This is a genomic window from Desulfosporosinus cupriresistens, from assembly GCF_001707885.1.
Classification (GTDB): domain Bacteria; phylum Bacillota; class Desulfitobacteriia; order Desulfitobacteriales; family Desulfitobacteriaceae; genus Desulfosporosinus.
Genome location: NZ_MASS01000042.1, coordinates 1 through 15,962 on the forward strand (window position 1 = coordinate 1; position 15,962 = coordinate 15,962).

General features: G+C 44.0%; 12 protein-coding genes. 1 reads left to right on the plus strand and 11 read right to left on the minus strand.

From position 1 onward, the window contains the following. The 5 genes from DSBG_RS15225 to DSBG_RS15245 all read right to left on the minus strand — a co-directional run. On the minus strand, positions 1-926 hold a 926-nt coding region (locus tag DSBG_RS15225), incomplete at its 3' end, for a molybdopterin-binding protein (protein WP_242877663.1). A gap of 87 nt (positions 927-1,013) precedes the next feature. Next, a complete protein-coding gene (locus tag DSBG_RS15230; RefSeq protein WP_068965153.1) occupies positions 1,014-2,255 on the minus strand; it encodes a molybdopterin molybdotransferase MoeA in 1,242 nt (413 codons plus the stop codon). Between the two features lie 32 nt (positions 2,256-2,287). Then, entirely contained in the window at positions 2,288-2,974 is a 687-nt protein-coding gene (locus DSBG_RS15235; RefSeq protein WP_068965154.1) for a HesA/MoeB/ThiF family protein, read from the minus strand. Then, complete coding sequence (locus tag DSBG_RS15240; RefSeq protein WP_068965155.1) at positions 2,975-3,199, minus strand: MoaD/ThiS family protein; 225 nt, start codon at positions 3,197-3,199, stop codon at positions 2,975-2,977. It lies immediately after the preceding gene. A 117-nt stretch (positions 3,200-3,316) separates the two neighbouring features. Further along, on the minus strand, positions 3,317-5,110 hold the full coding sequence (locus DSBG_RS15245) for an aldehyde ferredoxin oxidoreductase family protein (RefSeq protein ID WP_068965156.1): 1,794 nt from the start codon (positions 5,108-5,110) through the stop codon (positions 3,317-3,319). Positions 5,111-5,529: 419 nt separating this feature from the next. Here DSBG_RS15245 and DSBG_RS15250 point away from each other — a divergent pair, with 419 nt between their 5' ends. Continuing rightward, positions 5,530-7,404, plus strand: a complete 1,875-nt coding sequence (locus tag DSBG_RS15250) for a sigma-54-dependent Fis family transcriptional regulator (protein WP_068965157.1) — start codon at positions 5,530-5,532, stop codon at positions 7,402-7,404. 329 nt (positions 7,405-7,733) lie between these two features. On the opposite strand, the gene DSBG_RS15255 is transcribed toward DSBG_RS15250, so the two are convergent. Genes DSBG_RS15255 through DSBG_RS15280 form a run of 6 tightly spaced genes read right to left on the minus strand, consistent with a single transcriptional unit; the run spans position 7,734 to position 14,875 of the window. Continuing rightward, positions 7,734-8,234, minus strand: a complete 501-nt coding sequence (locus tag DSBG_RS15255; protein WP_068965158.1) for an NADH-quinone oxidoreductase subunit B family protein — start codon at positions 8,232-8,234, stop codon at positions 7,734-7,736. A 20-nt stretch (positions 8,235-8,254) separates the two neighbouring features. Next, positions 8,255-9,841: a hydrogenase large subunit gene (locus tag DSBG_RS15260; protein ID WP_068965159.1), complete on the minus strand. Its 1,587-nt coding sequence runs from the start codon at positions 9,839-9,841 to the stop codon at positions 8,255-8,257. 1 nt (position 9,842) lies between these two features. Then, positions 9,843-11,297: a proton-conducting transporter transmembrane domain-containing protein gene (locus DSBG_RS15265; protein ID WP_068965160.1), complete on the minus strand. Its 1,455-nt coding sequence runs from the start codon at positions 11,295-11,297 to the stop codon at positions 9,843-9,845. A 6-nt stretch (positions 11,298-11,303) separates the two neighbouring features. Continuing rightward, on the minus strand, positions 11,304-11,960 hold the full coding sequence (locus tag DSBG_RS15270) for a hydrogenase (RefSeq protein WP_068965161.1): 657 nt from the start codon (positions 11,958-11,960) through the stop codon (positions 11,304-11,306). Then, complete coding sequence (locus DSBG_RS15275) at positions 11,961-12,929, minus strand: respiratory chain complex I subunit 1 family protein (protein ID WP_068965162.1); 969 nt, start codon at positions 12,927-12,929, stop codon at positions 11,961-11,963. Positions 12,930-12,940: 11 nt separating this feature from the next. Next, positions 12,941-14,875 carry a proton-conducting transporter transmembrane domain-containing protein gene (locus tag DSBG_RS15280; protein ID WP_068965163.1) on the minus strand — a complete coding sequence of 645 codons (1,935 nt, stop codon included), beginning with the start codon at positions 14,873-14,875 and terminating at the stop codon, positions 12,941-12,943. Between the last annotated feature and the right edge of the window lie 1,087 nt (positions 14,876-15,962).

A 15,962-nucleotide genomic window follows, 5' to 3' on the forward strand; every position in this document is an offset into this window, starting at 1 on the left:
GGCTCTAAAAACAAATGTGCCGTTAGAAATGAGGACACTGGATAGCCTGGGATTCCGACCGTGGGTTTTCCTTGAACCTCACCTAGGGCCACTGGCTTACCTGGCTTTATCGCGACTCCATGCAAATAAAGCGTGCCGTGTTTCTCAATCATTTGAGATGTATAATCATCCCGTCCTTGGGATGATCCTGCTATGATGACCAGAATATCCTGGGACGCTGCCATCTTCAGAATAGCCTCTTCTAACTGCTTCGGTTGATCCGGCGTTATCGGCCAAATCGTTGCTGATCCCCCCCATTCTTCCACTAAGGAAGCAAGGACTGTGGAATTGCTATCCACAATATCTCCCACCTGAAGGAGAGCTTCTGGGGGACGAATTTCATCTCCCGTTGGTAAAATTCCCACTTTCGGTTTACAGCGAACTTCTACCTTCAAAACTCCAGCCGCCAGTAACGCTCCCTGATCTTGAGGGCGTATACGATGATGAATGGGGAGGAGCACTTCTCCTTCAACAATGTCCTCTCCTACTGGTCGAACATTATTCCAGGGTACGACCGGAGCCTGAAGTAAGATTCCGCGCTCACCCAATTCCAAGACGTCTTCTAGCATGACTACGGCATCCATCCCCTCTGGAATAGGATCCCCGGTGTCGACTTGAATCGCTTGAACTCCAAGTTCTAACCAACGAGGCTCTCGCTCTGATAGACCGTGAGTATCCTTGGCTCGTATGGCATATCCGTCCATCGCCGAGGCTGCAAAATGAGGTGAACTTCGTTTGGCTCGTATAATAGTTCCTGTGATTCTATGAAGTGATAAACGGACATCCACAAGCTCATTTTTCGGAATACAGCGTCCAGCAAGCTTTTCCATCATCAAAGCTAAGCCCTCTTGCCAAGCCTTATTTTCGAGATATATTTGGCGTTCCACGTTTCCTTTGCCTCCCTATTTCCACAGTTATCCGATGACCGCTCCTAAGACTTCCATATCTTATGTGATCGCTAAATGGTGCCTATCTTAACGCATAAGCCGGAAAGAGACTTCTTTCCCTGCTTCAATGCCCTCAGTATCTAATTGAATGTGCACTATAGCCTCAGCCAAGACCATCGTCCGAATTAAGCCCGATTTCCCACGAATTGGTTCAACCAGCCACTCCTCTCCGTTAGGGATTATCCGTACACGTATATATTCTTCTCGACCACTTCCGGAGTATATATTTTGGGTTAACGTTCCCTTCGGCTGAGGATCTGTTTGTGGATGTACCACTGAAGCATCCAACCATGGACGAACAATCGCGTCAAAGACAACCATCGCCGAGGCAGGATGCCCAGGAAGCCCAAAAATCAGCTTGCCATCTACAACTCCGCCAATCGTAGGCTTACCAGGTCTAAGGGCTAAACCGTGAAAGAGCAGTCCTGGATCCCCAAGTTCGCCAATAAGCTGAGCGGACAGGTCACGTGACCCTACCGAGCTCCCTCCGGAAAGCAAAACTATGTCGTTTTCGATTAACATTTGTTTAAGGACTGAGCGCAGTTTTTCTAAATCGTCTTTTACAATCCCATAATGCCGAGCATCAGCGCCACTCGCCAGGGCCTGCCCAAGTAAGGTGTAGCCATTAATATCTCTTGATTGTCCAGGTGCCGGTTCTTGCTCAGGCGGAATAATTTCATCCCCTGTCGAAAGAATCCCGACGCGAAATCGGGGCAATACCGGGACCTTACTTAGTCCAAGAGCTGCTAAGAGTCCCATTTCTTGCGCTCTAATTCGTGTAAATTGAGGAAGAATACTCTCTCCTACTGTCAAATCCTCTCCGATGTCGATAAGATTTTCCCCTGGAGCGACAGCCTTGGTCACACCATAGAGCTTCTCGCCAAAGTGTTCGAGATGTTCAACCATAACGACAGCGTCAGCTCCCTCTGGAAGCATTCCTCCTGTCGGCATCAAGATTCCTATACCCTGCCCCAATGGTTCAGTTGGAGCCTCTCCCATTCTAACTTCCCCATGACATTGAATCAACGCTGGCATACTTTCACTGGCACCAAATGTATCTGCAGCTCGAACAGCCATCCCATCTACTGTGGATTTACGAAAATGAGGTAAGGCGCGTGCTGCTGGGATATCCTGGGTAACTATACGCCCCAGTGAATCAACTAAAGGGACCTTCTCCACGCGCTGATAAAATGGGAGAACATAGGGCTTCAATGAATCGATCGCTTCAGTCAGCGTTTTTACCTTAAATAGTTCGCTACCGCTTCCCATGTTCCACTACACCTTTCGTGGTCTTAATTTTATTAGAGGATCTCAAATCGTTCGAACTCCATGGTTAACAAATCTACCTGCAGCCAAGCATGACGCAAGGAAGGCTTAAGCCCGACCACGAGTTTTACAGCCTCAACCACACTTAGACTAGCTAAGACAGCAGGTGTAAAGGCAGGGTTTCCCCAGGCGTTCTCCACACCCTGTTCACCGCGCCCAAATAAGCGTGAAACACTAAAATCTCCCGGCAAACTTACCCCAATTTGGCCAAACCAACCTGCAATACTTGCAAAAACCAGCGGTAGATTCATTTCGTGACAGACCCGCTCCAGCACGACACGCGCTTCCCTCGAATCGAGGGCGTCGCACACTAAGTCAACTTTCTGAAATAGTTCAGGACCCTTATCCTCCTCAAACCAACCTCTAACTACTTCAACATTCACCTCAGAATTCACACTATGCAGTCTATCACGTGCAGCTTCCACTTTCCACTGCCCTATATTAAGTTCTGTCGCCATAATCTGGCGGTTAAGATTGCTCACTTCCAGACGGTCACCGTCAATAAGCACTAGGCGACCGACCCCGATCCGAGCTAGCTCTTCCGCAATGTAGCCCCCAAGTCCTCCGCACCCCACGATTGCGACACAGGAAGTAGCCAGCTTCAGTTGATCCTCATCAGACAAAGTTTTCTTATTCCGCCCATAGCGACCTTTTAATTTCATTTAGCCTCCTCCAACTGGTGGAAAGAGTGCCAGGGTATCTCCATCCTTCAACGCACTATTTTCATTAGCGTCCTTCCCATTGATAAAGCAAATAGCAATTTCCTCCGGTTTTATACTCAGTGGTTGGAGGACATTAAAAACGCAACTCCCTTCCGGAAGATCCCTCTCTTCAACCTTGAAACGGCCATCCCGAAACGTCGCGAATAATTTAATGGTCACACGCACTCCTATCCCTCCCGTCATTTCTGCCAAAGTATCGAACGGGGGACCTTAAAAGGTCCCCCATTGATAACTTTATCACTATTTTCTATTTTTGCCAATTTAAGATTAGATATGCTTTGACTAGATTCCCAGATTTTTTAGACATTCAGCTGTTGGAACACCCGCTTCGTCCCAGCCGCGCTCAGCATAGTACGCAGGGAGAAGTTCCGCTAACCTGTGAACACTTCCTTTTGAAGGTCCTGCAGGAATTGCATCTTTCAATAAACGTTTAGGAAGTGTGTCATCTGCAGTGGTCATGCCAGTCCGTAAATTTTGCAAACGTTCAACGTTCCAAATCCGGTCTCCGCAAGCCAATAGTTCCGCATCGGTATAATCAGAACCCGTTACAGCGTTGACGATCGCTGTGTAGTCAGAAAGTCCAAGCGCAAACGAAGTGAATAAACACATTCCTAGGGCATCAATGACGGCCGTTAGGTCTTGGAAAATCTTAACCCAGGTTACTTTTCCCTCAAGGGAGTCTTTATCAAGTTTTTGAGGAAGCCCCAAGATTTCTGGAGAAACCATATACCCACGTACGTGACAACCGCCACGGTTACTGGTTGCATATTGAAGGCCATGACCTTGTATCCCTCGAGGATCATAGGCGGGGATTTCAAGTTTTTTCACTGACATGGACAATTCTGGAGCGCCGTAGCTATCAGCAAATCGATAAGAGCCCTGTGCCATTTTTGCTCCAAGTCCTTCAGCATAAGCTATTTTGCGGACCCATTCTACCATTCCTTTGGCATTTCCAAACTCAAGAGGTGTCCCATCAAGTTCTTCTGGCTTGATATATCCACGCTGAACCAGTTCCATACCTGCCGCAACCGTACAGCCAACTGAAATTGAGTCCATCCCTAATTTATTACATAGATCATTGGCAGCATGAATTGCGTCATAATCATGGATACCACAGTCGGAACCAAAGCACCATACTGCTTCATACTCAGGACCAGCGCCTTCGCCGCCTTCCCACTTATTATGGCGACCACAAGCGATTGGACAGCGATAGCAGGCATCTTTTTTGATCAAATGGTTTGCGGTCATAGTTTCACCGCTGATCTCATCTGCATCAGGATCATATGCTTCCTGGAAGTTCTTGACCGGATATATGCCGCTTTCATTAATAATATTAACCAGAATTGCTGTACCATAGCCTGGAAGTCCTTGACCTGTTACACCATTTTCCTTGATTTTACCTAAAGCGGCACTTAAGACCTTTTTCATTTCATCCGGATTGGCGTTTTCTACTTTTCCTGTGCCACGAACGATAATCGCTTTTAGATTCTTTGATCCCATTACGGCACCAACTCCACTACGCCCAGCAGCTCGATAAAGGTCATTCATGACCGCTGCCATCAGTGAGAGGTTTTCACCTGCCGGACCAATGGTTAAGACTTTAGCTTTATCATCCCCAAACTCAAGTTTTAAGGCCTCGGTTGTAGCATAAACATCCTTACCCCAAACATTGGCCGCGTCTTTAATTTCGACCTGGTCATCATTAATAGCAATATACACAGGTTTAGCCGCTTTGCCTTCTAAGATGACCATATCATAACCTGCAAACTTAAGCTGTGCTCCCCAATATCCCCCGGAATTTGAGGAAGAGGTGGCTCCATTTAGAGGTGATTTTGTCACAACCATAAATCGACCTGACGTTGGAGCATTTGTTCCCGTAAGAGCTCCTGTAGCAATATACATTTTGTTTTCTGGAGAAAGTGCATCGACATCTGCTGCTACCTCATCAAAAAACATTTTACCCGCAAGCCCACGCCCGCTCAAATACTTCTTTGCAAGTTCCATGTTTAAAGGCTCAGTACTTATTTTACCTTCTGTAAGATTGATACGTAATACTTTTCCGGTATATCCGCCCATGAATCTTCCTCCTAGTTTCTATTTTATTCCGATCAAAGCCTTCCGGGACTTAAAATCAGTCCCGCTCTCCTAAAGCGGTCTTGTTTAGTTAAATAGCAATTATCGTGCCAATTATTGAAAATCTAAAATAAAATTGAATTGCTCAATTTGTCTGAAATTACCAAATTTAAACAAATTAAAACAAATTAAAACAAATTAAAACAAACAACCACAATTGACTTTCGATCGAACAGTTTAACTATTCAACTTGACTTCTGTTCCACATTTGAGCGTTTTGTCTTTCAAATATGTACCATTATGAAACACTTTCCAACTAATTAATTTCTGCCGACTGGTTGTTTGATTGAAACAGGTATGATATTCTTGTCAATAATAGGACAATTATTTTCTATGCTTAGAGAGGAGAGGGGAAGAGTTATATGAGTAACAGTTGGAAGCGTTTTATAAATGGAGAAAGCGTCGAATCAGAAGTAACTCCTTCTATCTATCGCTCCTGGCAAAGAAGTCTTTCGTTTCAAGTAGACCACACGCTAGTTTCTAATCAGGACATTCTGTCTACTCCTCTTCTCAGCGAGCGAAGAGATGCTCAAGAATCCCTAATCCGAGCGGGGGAACCTGTTTTGCCTTACATTTTCAGCTTGCTGGGAAGCGCCAATTATACTATTTTATTGGGTGACAATGATGGTTACATTATCGAAGCCATTGGGGATCCCCCCTTTATGAGCAAAGCTCAAAAAGTACATTTAAGTGCTGGTGCCGATTGGCGGGAAGAAGTTCGTGGAACCAATGCCATCGGAACAGCCCTGCGTGACAATGCCCCCATTTCTGTCTTCGGTTGGGAGCACTTTGTCAAAGATAATCACTTTTTAGCATGCTGGGCTGCTCCAATTCAAAACAACCAGGGTGCTCCGATTGGCTTTTTAGATATCAGCGGCGAAGCCAGTCCAGACCGTCAAAAAATCTTATCTATCGTTATGATGGGCGCAAATATGATTGAGAAAAATTTGCGTCTTTTCGAGTTAGAAAGTCAGTTAAAGTTTTACAAAGAAGGATTTGAGTTAGCCTCTAGACTTTTACGCCAAGGCTTTCTCGCCATTGATCGTGACGGTATCATAACCAACATTAACCCTCTGGGAGCTGCACTACTTGGACGTAGTCCAGAAAGCATCATTGGTCATCTTGCCTCGGACATCTTTAGTTCGCCAAAAGGGTGGATGTTAAGTGGTCAATCTCTCGATCTCCGTATTAAAGATCCGGCTGGAAAAGCAATTTCCTCTCATTTGACACGCGTAGTTAATGATGCCGGCCACTCACTCGGTGCTGTAGGAACGGTTCAAGTTACTGAGGAAACCCCCTTGACCAGTAGTACCCTCTGGATCGGACATAGCGCGCCCACGCAACGAACTCTTGAACGAGCTTCGAAAGTTGCTGCAACCCACTCTTCAGTACTCATTCACGGTGAGAGTGGAACCGGTAAGGAAATCATAGCTCGAACTATCCATCAACTTAGTCCTCGGTGCAAAGGGCCATTTGTGGCGTTGAACTGTGCTTCATTGTCTTCTACTCTGGTTGAAAGTGAGCTATTTGGTTATGTAGAGGGAGCCTTCACTGGAGCACGCCGTGGTGGCAAACCAGGGAAATTCGAATTAGCCGATAAAGGAACTATTTTTCTAGACGAAATTGGCGATATGCCCTTAAATGTTCAAATTGCGCTCCTGCGAGTAATCCAGGAAAAGGAGGTTTCGCGCGTAGGTGATACCAAGGCCATTAAAGTTGACGTTCGGGTCCTTGCAGCCTCGCACAAAGACCTCTCGGTTCTCGTTGCTTCGGAGAAATTCCGTTTAGATTTATTTTATCGCCTGAAAGTTGTCACCTTGGAATTACCTCCACTGCGTGAACGCACTGAAGATATTCAAGATTTAGTTCCCTATTTTATCCGCAAAGCATGTGCATCTATTGGCATTCCAACATTAGGTATTCAACCAGAGGTTTATGCTCATTTACTAGCCCATCCCTGGCCCGGAAATGTACGAGAACTTGAAAACTGTATTGAAAGCATGGTAGCGTTATCAGACGGCCCCGTTATAACTGTAGCTGACTTGCCAGATGAATTTAGGCAACCCGACACAAAAACCGAACTTGAACCTCAACCCTTACTAGACCAACAGACCAAACATGCAATCCTCTATGCACTCACCCAAACTAAAGGAAAAATTGCACCAGCTGCCAAGCTTCTGGGTATTGGCCGAAACACCCTCTATCGCAAGATAAAAGAACTAGATATCAAGCTATAGCTAGGTAGCTTGGTTTCTTCGCAGGCTTAGTTCTTCTCCTGATAATATAAATAAGGTCTAAACGTTAAAAAAGAGCCCTTAGGCTCTTTTTTTAACGTTTAGACCCAAAATCTTTCATCAACCATAGTTCGATCCACCTCGACCAAGTATGAGGAATGTTTTTGCTCAGAGCACACAAAAGTACCTTTGCGTAATAAAAGCAAACAACATCGACATCCATGCGACGGAACAGAATGTTCCTAGTGTCGAATGCGCCAACGATGCTTAGCATCGGCCAGCGCAACCCTAAGGTTTTCGTGTCAAGAAATAGAGAAGACGAGTGCGTATGGCTAAGACACCGACTTCCTCCCCATAAACTCCAGTAAAGCCTTGATCATATCATCGGGTTTTGGTGGGCAACCCGGGACCTTAATATCGACAGGTAATACTTTTCCTATGCCGCCTGCACTAGCATACGCACCTTTAAATACCCCACCATCGATTGCACAATCTCCTACTGCCATGACCCACTTTGGCTTGGCCATTGCCTCATAGGTTTCATGGGCAGCATTCACCAACTGGGTGGAGCCCGGCCCAGTACACATTAATAGATCCGCATGACGAGGGGAAGCCACAAAGTCAATACCGAAATGCTGATGGTCATAAAGGGAATTGCCTAAAGCAGTCATTTCCCAATCACATCCATTGCAGGAACCACAATCAAGGTGCCGAATCTGCAGGGATTTTCTAAAATTCGATGGTAAACCGGACGACTTGTGAGGTATTAGAGAATCTTCATGCTTCTCCGTGAGACTTCCCATTTTCAACTTCCGGAGCAGAATACTCCACATGTGTTATCTCCCCTTTTCGGCTAGCGGTCGCAACAACTATAGCATAATTCAAAACTCTTATTGATTAAAGGAAAATCTGGTACAATATTGCCCGGTACGGTAAGAGGTACGGCAGGCCAGTTAGCATAACTTGCAGATCGAATGCGGCAACGGTAGATTTTACCCTTGTCATCCAACATAAGCCAAATAACATCCGTTCCACGCGGGGACTCAACGCAACCCCAAGCTCCCTGCCATGGTATCAGTTTATTGGAAAATGGGTTCATTATATATCTTGAGCGCCCTGCTTCCTTCATCCCTTTACGCAGTAACGTCTCCAGGAACTTGAAACTCTCTCTTGTTTCCTTAACCCGTACCATTAATCTAGCCCATACATCTCCATTATGTTCGACAACTGATTTCACCATAAGTTCGGGATACAGAAGGTGACTATGAAGTTCGCGCCAATCATAAGCCACACCTGAAGCTCGAGCGGCTGGCCCCGTAACTCCTAGATCAATAGCGCTTTCCGTCTTTAAAACTCCGGTCGTCACAGCCCTCTGCCTGAAGCCGTCATGTTCCAGTAATAGAGGTATCCAATCTTCAAAATCGTTTGCTAGTTCCATCAGGCGGTTCAAAATTTCTTGACTATCCTTTGGCTCCGGAACGGACTTAATTCCCCCCGGAACAACCATCCCCCGTAAAAAGCGATGACCGAAAAATTCTAAATTTAGACGTTGAAGGTTTTCCTTTGATTGTGAGCCGTTGGCATTACCTAAGGCAAAACCAACTCCGGCACACATATTACCTATATCTCCAATATGGTTATATACTCGTTCTAATTCTGCCAGAATCGTTCGCCATAACAAGACCTGGCGAGGAAGTTCGATGTTCGCAAGTTTTTCAATAGCTTCACAATAGGCAAGTCCGTGACTCACGGCACATACTCCACAAACCCGTTCAATTATGAGCAACCCTTCTTCTAAGCTTTTTCCTTCAAGGAGCTTCTCAATTCCTTTATGAGTATAGAAGAGTTGGGCCTCAAGATGCAAAACAGGTTCTCCAATAACATAAAAACGGAAATGCCCAGGCTCAATTATTCCCGCATGAATCGGACCAACTGGAACCTGAAAGATTCCCTCCCCATGCATTTCCGGGAACACTAAAGGAGCTCGTTTGAAGGATTTGTATTCTTTTCCTGTTTTGTAATCCTTGCGCAGGGGATGAAAGTTTTTAGGCCACCCCGGGTGCAAAACTAAAGTCCGTGGATCAGGATGTCCAACAGCTCGCAGCCCAAAAAGATCTTGGGCTTCTCGTTCTGACCAATTCAGTGCTGGCAAGATTAAGGACAGCGAAGGAAACTCATCTTTAATTCCCTTCGCAACTAAAGTGAGTGTAAAATCCTTATCTGGAAAATGGAGAACCAAGTAAAGACAGAAGTCATTTCCTAATTGGCGTTCATCATTGATAACATGGGTTAACCAAATCGGACGCGGCTTCATTTCTAAACAGTAAGCCAAAATATCGGGAAGATCTTGAGAATCCATTGCCACGATACCCTCTTGATTATCCCATTTTATAATCTCCATACCGGTATAAATTTGTAAGTAATCCCGTAAGCCTAGCATCCTATATCCCTCCCAATATCACTTTGACGACTTGATTTAGGGCCTGATTAAGGCTTTGGGGAATGAATAAGCCTAAGAAGAGAACTACCAAAAGAGGAATCGCTAGGGCCAGTGTACTGACACTCTCTCCCGCTTGATAACGTCCACTTGGTTTACCATAAAACATCTGAAGAAAATGAAATAGAAACCCTGCAAAGATCAGTGTCAGAAATAGAATGCTTAGAAAGCCGAGTATTGGATGATCGGTTTTATACAGACCTGATAAGATGCTTAACTCTGAACGGAACGTTCCAAACGGAGGGGTTCCTGTGATTCCTAATAATCCTAAAACCATTACAATCCCTGTGAAAGGCCATACTTTAAAGATTCCACGAATCCTAGGAATTTGTCTAGTGCCCGTTTTTTGTACCAGACTTCCAATAATGACAAATAGGTTTGCCTTTGTTAAAGCATGAAGCAAGAGATGTAACGATGCCCCCCAGACTGCTTCCTGAGTTCCGAGGCCAAAACCTAAAGCTAAGATTCCCATGTGTTCTACACTTGAATAGGCCAATAATCGTTTTACATCTTTTTGCATTAAGATAAATCCTACCATCAGTGCCAACGATAAAAGACCAAAACCTATCAGTATCTTACCTATGAAATCAGGACCCAGCTCCGTGAGGCGAGCTATAGTGTACCAACGCAAAATAGCATAGAGCGCACAATTGAGCAAAACTGCGGATAACAGAGCACTAACTGGAGAAGGCGCCTGACTATGAGCATCTGGAAGCCAAGAATGCATGGGGGCGAAACCGACTTTAGTCCCATAACCAACGACCGTAAACAGGACACCAAGGCGGAATAAATTAGGGTCTAACTGTGATGCTATTTTGGGGAGCATACGCCAATCCAAAGCTGTCAAACTTTGACCTAAATGAGGTGCAGCCGCCGCAAAAAGCAACATTGTTCCCAACAAAGCAAAACTAATACCTACTGTGCATAAAATTACATATTTCCAAGCTGCTTCAACTGCCTTCTTGTTGCGATAGAACCCAACCAAGAGAGTCGTGGCTAAGGTTGTCCCCTCAATCCCTACCCAAAGAACGCCCAGATTAGGTGTGCTAACAACTAGAAGCATCGTTGCGATAAAGATCCATATCCAGAAATAATACCACTTCAAACTGGTTCTGGGAAGTTTCTTCTCATGGACTTCTTTTTCCATATACCCTAGTGAAAACAGGATTACATAAACAGCAATAATAATAATTACGCTAAGAAGTAAGGCACTCAAGGCATCCCAATACAAAATGCCCGCCCCATACCCATAGGACCCCTGCAATAACGTTTGTCTAATGGTCCAGCCTCCACTCAACGTTAACAAAACAAGGGCTAAGCTGTTTAAAAGTTTCAAATATGTAACCTTTGCCGAAATCAGCATTCCGACCGCCGCGATTACAGCTACTCCAATAAACATCGCATACTATCCTTTCAATGACCTCATGTGATCAACATTCAGCGAATCATAATTTTCCAGCATTTGTTTAGATAAAATCACTATAATGACAATCCCGACAAGGATATCGAACATGCTCCCCATTTCCACTAACAAAGGCATCCCTTGGGTCAGAAAAAATCCAGCGAGGAATATTCCATTGTCAATAAGCAAAATTCCCACTACTTGTACTATAGCGACCTTACGAATCATCATTAGTAGAAGGCCAAAGAAGATTAATGCTATGGCAACGGCTAAGCCGTTACGAAAACCTGCTTGGGGAAGTGCCATTAAGGGTTTCGTCACATCATAGGCGATAATCGTTAAAGCTCCGGCGACAACTAACGATGTAGCTCGTTTTAAATATATTTCACCCACCCATGCTGTATTTGACTCTCTCAATACACGTCGTAAAAGTATAGGGATGATTCCGGCCTTGCCAATTAACAACAACACACCAACGAAAATGACCTCAGGTTCATCGTGGTATACCCCTTGAGCTAAAATTAGGAGTGAAACAGCAACAGTTTGCACTGTCCACCAGTTCAAGGCCTTCTGGACCCGATTACTGTACACAATGCTCAATCCACTAGTTAAAAGCACAAGGAGCACTAAGTTAAGCCAATTTTCAGAAATTCCTGACACTTAAATCTGCCCCCTTATAATCCAGAGTGATACTAAGGCCAATATGGCAGAAGCTGTGCTCGTTGCCAAAAAATGCGGGGCTCGGAAAAGCCGCCTTTTAACAAAAAGACTCTCTGCAGTGGCAAAGAAGAATCCTAAAACAGCAACTTTAACTCCAGCGAAACCCAAAGCCCAGAGTATTCCTAAAAAACCATCATCACCCGTGATCAACCCGCTAGGCCATATAATCTGAGCCATTAAAATAAGCAGCAAGAGTTGTTTGACCTGCTCAGAAAAATTCAACAGCGCCAGTGAAGGTCCAGTGTATTCCAGCAACATCCCTTCATGAATCATGGTTAATTCCAAATGAGTATCTGGATTGTCCATTGGGATTCGTCCCATCTCCGCAACGCTAACCATTCCCAAGGTTATTAAGGCTAATATGCGTGGGATAAAAATGGGTGATACGTTCAGCAAGCTGGCCGCCATCCCTTGTAGGGATGTTGTCTCAGTTATAAACGCTAAGACGATTAGCCCTAAAAGTAAAGCAGGCTCAGTCAATAATCCCACAAAAAGCTCTCTACTCGATCCCATCCCCCCGAATGTTCCTGCTCCTTCTAACCCCGCAAGTGTCAAAAACAGGCGTACAAGACCAAGACTTGCCCCGAATAAAAACAGATCCCCCCATCCGCTTAATGGCGCCCAGCCCCAAGCATTGGGAATAACGAGTGCGGCCATTAATGTGGCAGCAAAAGCAACTCGAGGCGTCAAAAAAAAGATCCAGGAGGCATGTTCCGAGATTAATTCCTCCTTCTTCATCATTTTCCTTAAGTCACGGTATGGTTGAAGGATTGAAGGACCCTGTCGCATTTGCCAAAACGCTTTACTTTTTTTAATAAAACCTTGAAGAAGTGGTGCGACAACTAAAATCAAGGCTAAATGTCCAAGTCCCATCAACAGACGGGTTAAAACCGCATATAGTTCGTCCATCTCTTCTCCTCCTAACGTCCTATAATTAAAACGACGATGACCGTGATCAATAGGTAGCCTAAATAAAGATGAATGCTCCCCTCTTGCAGTTTACGGATTTGGGTTGCCAACCAAAGTAAGCCACGTATTAAAGGTCGATATAAGAAATCCTCAAAGACTTCCTTAATTCTCCCTTCGTACCTTAAAGAACGCAGACTGTAACGGGTTCCACCAAAATCGCCCTCCACTTGCCGTCGCGAACCTAACACTTTAGTAAAAAGAACTCGTATGGGATTTGTTAATCCACCGGCAGTATATTGCATACTTGGAGTCAATGGAGCACCACAATTCCAAGTTGCCGTAACTCTACGAAGACCTCGTTTACTAAGGAGAACTACGATCACCGTCAGAAAAATTAGCAGGATTAGATAGCTTGAGGACAGGTTAAGTGGTGTCCCAAGGGCTAACCGTATGCGTTCAACATCACTGGTTCTCAAAACCGAAAGCGGCAAGTTCAACAAGGCTAAGGTAGCTGAAGGCCAAAGCACACTTAAAACCGCTAACCCGCAAATTAATAATGGAGCAAGTATCTGAACAAAGTGTGCTTCTGTAGCCCTTTCTGTCACTGAGGAACGGGCTTGTCCAAGGAAGGAGATTCCAAACCATTTCACAAACGTGGCAATAGATAATCCTCCAACCAAGGCCAGAACACCAATAGCTAATGGTAAGACAACTTTACTCCAGCCATTTGTAAGGTTCAGGGTATTCGTCCACAAGGATTGGAAAAGGATCAATTCTCCCCAGAACCCACCGAGCGGGGGTAACGCTGTGATACCTAATATTCCTATAAGGGCTCCAAGAGCTGTTTTGGGCATCCGCTTGAGCAACCCACCTAAACGCTCCAAATTCCGAGTATGGGTTGCCTGAATGATATTTCCGGCTTCCATAAAAAGTAACGACTTAAAAAGCATATGTTGCAAAGTATGCCAAAAGAAAGCGACAAGGGCTAAATCCATGGCCCAATCATTATTCCAGGATCTTGCCAGAAAAGCGCTTCCTAATGCTATTCCCAGAATACCTACATTTTCTATCGTGGAAAAAGCAAGTAATTTCTTAAGATCTGACTGAACTGAGGCAGAGAGTATCCCTACGAAGGCAGATAGTGCTCCGACCAGCAAAAATAGCCATCCCCACCAGACAGGCCCAGGTCCTAAAGTTAACCAGACTAATCTTAAAAAGAGATAGAGCGCAACTTTAACCATGACTCCTGACATTAGTGAAGATACAGGACTTGGTGCAGCCGAATGGGCATGAGGTAACCAAATATGAAAGGGAACAAAACCAGCTTTTGTACCTAAACCGATGAAGAAAGCAAGAAAAACTAAATTAAGTTGGATTGTGGTAAGTGTGGGAGCTACACCCGCCCATACCTCAAAAGCAAAGCTGCCAGTCTTCGTATATAAAAACAAGGTCGCGGCAGTAAGGAAGACCGTTGCAACATGAGTCATTACCAGATATATGTAAGCAGACCTTCGGTTTTGATGATCTTCGTTTTCATACAGAACTAAAAAGAATGAGAAAAGGGACATCATTTCCCATGTCAGCAAAAAGGAAAAGCCGTCATCCGCAAGCAATACGCCAAACATGCTACCAAGAAACAAAAACCAATTTACATAAAAAGGCCAAAGACTTTTCTTCTTTTCTTCATATTCCTTTAAGTATCCTAGTGCGTATAGGGATGAGAAACCTTGACCCAAGAGCAGAATGAAAAGGAAGAACATCGTCAGTCCATCAACTTTCCAAGAGAGCCAACGCTCCGCTCCTTCTCCTGTAAAGAACTTCAATCCTGTTTGAACCCAATTCCCACTTCGGGACGTCACAAAACCCCAGACAAGTCCTGCTCCAGCCAATACGATACATAAGCTCATTAATAATTGACGAACGGATTGGCTCTCCTTATTTGCCATTCATGCTTACCCCCTGATTACCTATTATGAATTAATGTCATCTAGTCCTTCCACTCACTCAAATAAACGAACGGGTGGCCATTTAATCATAAGCAATAACACCCTAAATATCAAATTGCAAGAAGCCTCTTTTTGTTCACTAACTAGCAAATATCGCCATAATTCAGAGTATTTCTACCAGAAGTCCATGTCGTATCAATTTCTATATAAAATACAATATACATTTTTGTCACCATAAAAAAATGATATTACTAAATAATTAACGTATATATCACCTGTAAGTATTACAGAACCGCCTCAATCACTCAAGTAATAAGCGCCACTTCCAAGAACATCCAACAGACATGCTGAATAGAATACATTAAGAACCCGCTCAATCTTATAATCATCAAAGGCAAAGGGGTGAAGTAAATGATTATAGCATCATTGGTAGTTATTATTATTTTATTGTTAATCATCGTTTGGGAACTTTGGGAATTGCTCCAGAAACCCGTTTACCCACCTATCCCACCACCAAAACCACCAAGACCATGTCTCTAGTAGGCCTTTGACAGTTTTAGCCTAGGTAATTTACCTAGGCTAAAATAATTCCTAAACCAAAATATTTTAAGAATATGATAGTTATACTTATTAAGAATTACACCTAATGAAAGATGGAACAACTTTCATTAGGTGTAATTCTTCCATATATTGGTATGTAGAATCAAACTACTAATGAAAGGAGTGAAGGTGCAATGCATCTTTTTAATCATATACACTGCTACCCTAATCCGATATATGTTTACTATTGTCCTATCTCTCCATGTTATTATCTCTACTATCGCCAAAAGAAAGAGGTAATCTACGAACAGCAACAGGTTCCTATTTACAATGGTCATGAACACGGAAAAGGCTAAACTACTCGACGTCTCTGAAAAGAGGCGTCTTGTTCAATGAAAAAGAGCCTTTCGGCTCTTAATCTACATATTGTTTCAATAGACATTTTTCACTGCCCATTTTATCACAGTATTTGAAAATTTTTCTACCAACAATAACTTCGACGTAACATTCACTACACTTATATACAGTTTTTAAAATAATATCCTTA

Bases quoted from the DNA above. Each gene is read 5' to 3' on its own strand.
- DSBG_RS15230 (WP_068965153.1), bottom strand. From the start codon at position 2,255: ATGGGAAGCGGTAGCGAACTATTTAAGGTAAAAACGCTGACTGAAGCG.
- DSBG_RS15280 (WP_068965163.1), bottom strand. From the start codon at position 14,875: ATGGCAAATAAGGAGAGCCAATCCGTTCGTCAATTATTAATGAGCTTA.
- DSBG_RS15245 (WP_068965156.1), bottom strand. From the start codon at position 5,110: ATGGGCGGATATACCGGAAAAGTATTACGTATCAATCTTACAGAAGGT.
- DSBG_RS15255 (WP_068965158.1), bottom strand. From the start codon at position 8,234: ATGTGGAGTATTCTGCTCCGGAAGTTGAAAATGGGAAGTCTCACGGAG.
- DSBG_RS15250 (WP_068965157.1), top strand. From the start codon at position 5,530: ATGAGTAACAGTTGGAAGCGTTTTATAAATGGAGAAAGCGTCGAATCA.
- DSBG_RS15260 (WP_068965159.1), bottom strand. From the start codon at position 9,841: ATGCTAGGCTTACGGGATTACTTACAAATTTATACCGGTATGGAGATT.
- DSBG_RS15265 (WP_068965160.1), bottom strand. From the start codon at position 11,297: ATGTTTATTGGAGTAGCTGTAATCGCGGCGGTCGGAATGCTGATTTCG.
- DSBG_RS15275 (WP_068965162.1), bottom strand. From the start codon at position 12,929: ATGGACGAACTATATGCGGTTTTAACCCGTCTGTTGATGGGACTTGGA.
- DSBG_RS15235 (WP_068965154.1), bottom strand. From the start codon at position 2,974: ATGAAATTAAAAGGTCGCTATGGGCGGAATAAGAAAACTTTGTCTGAT.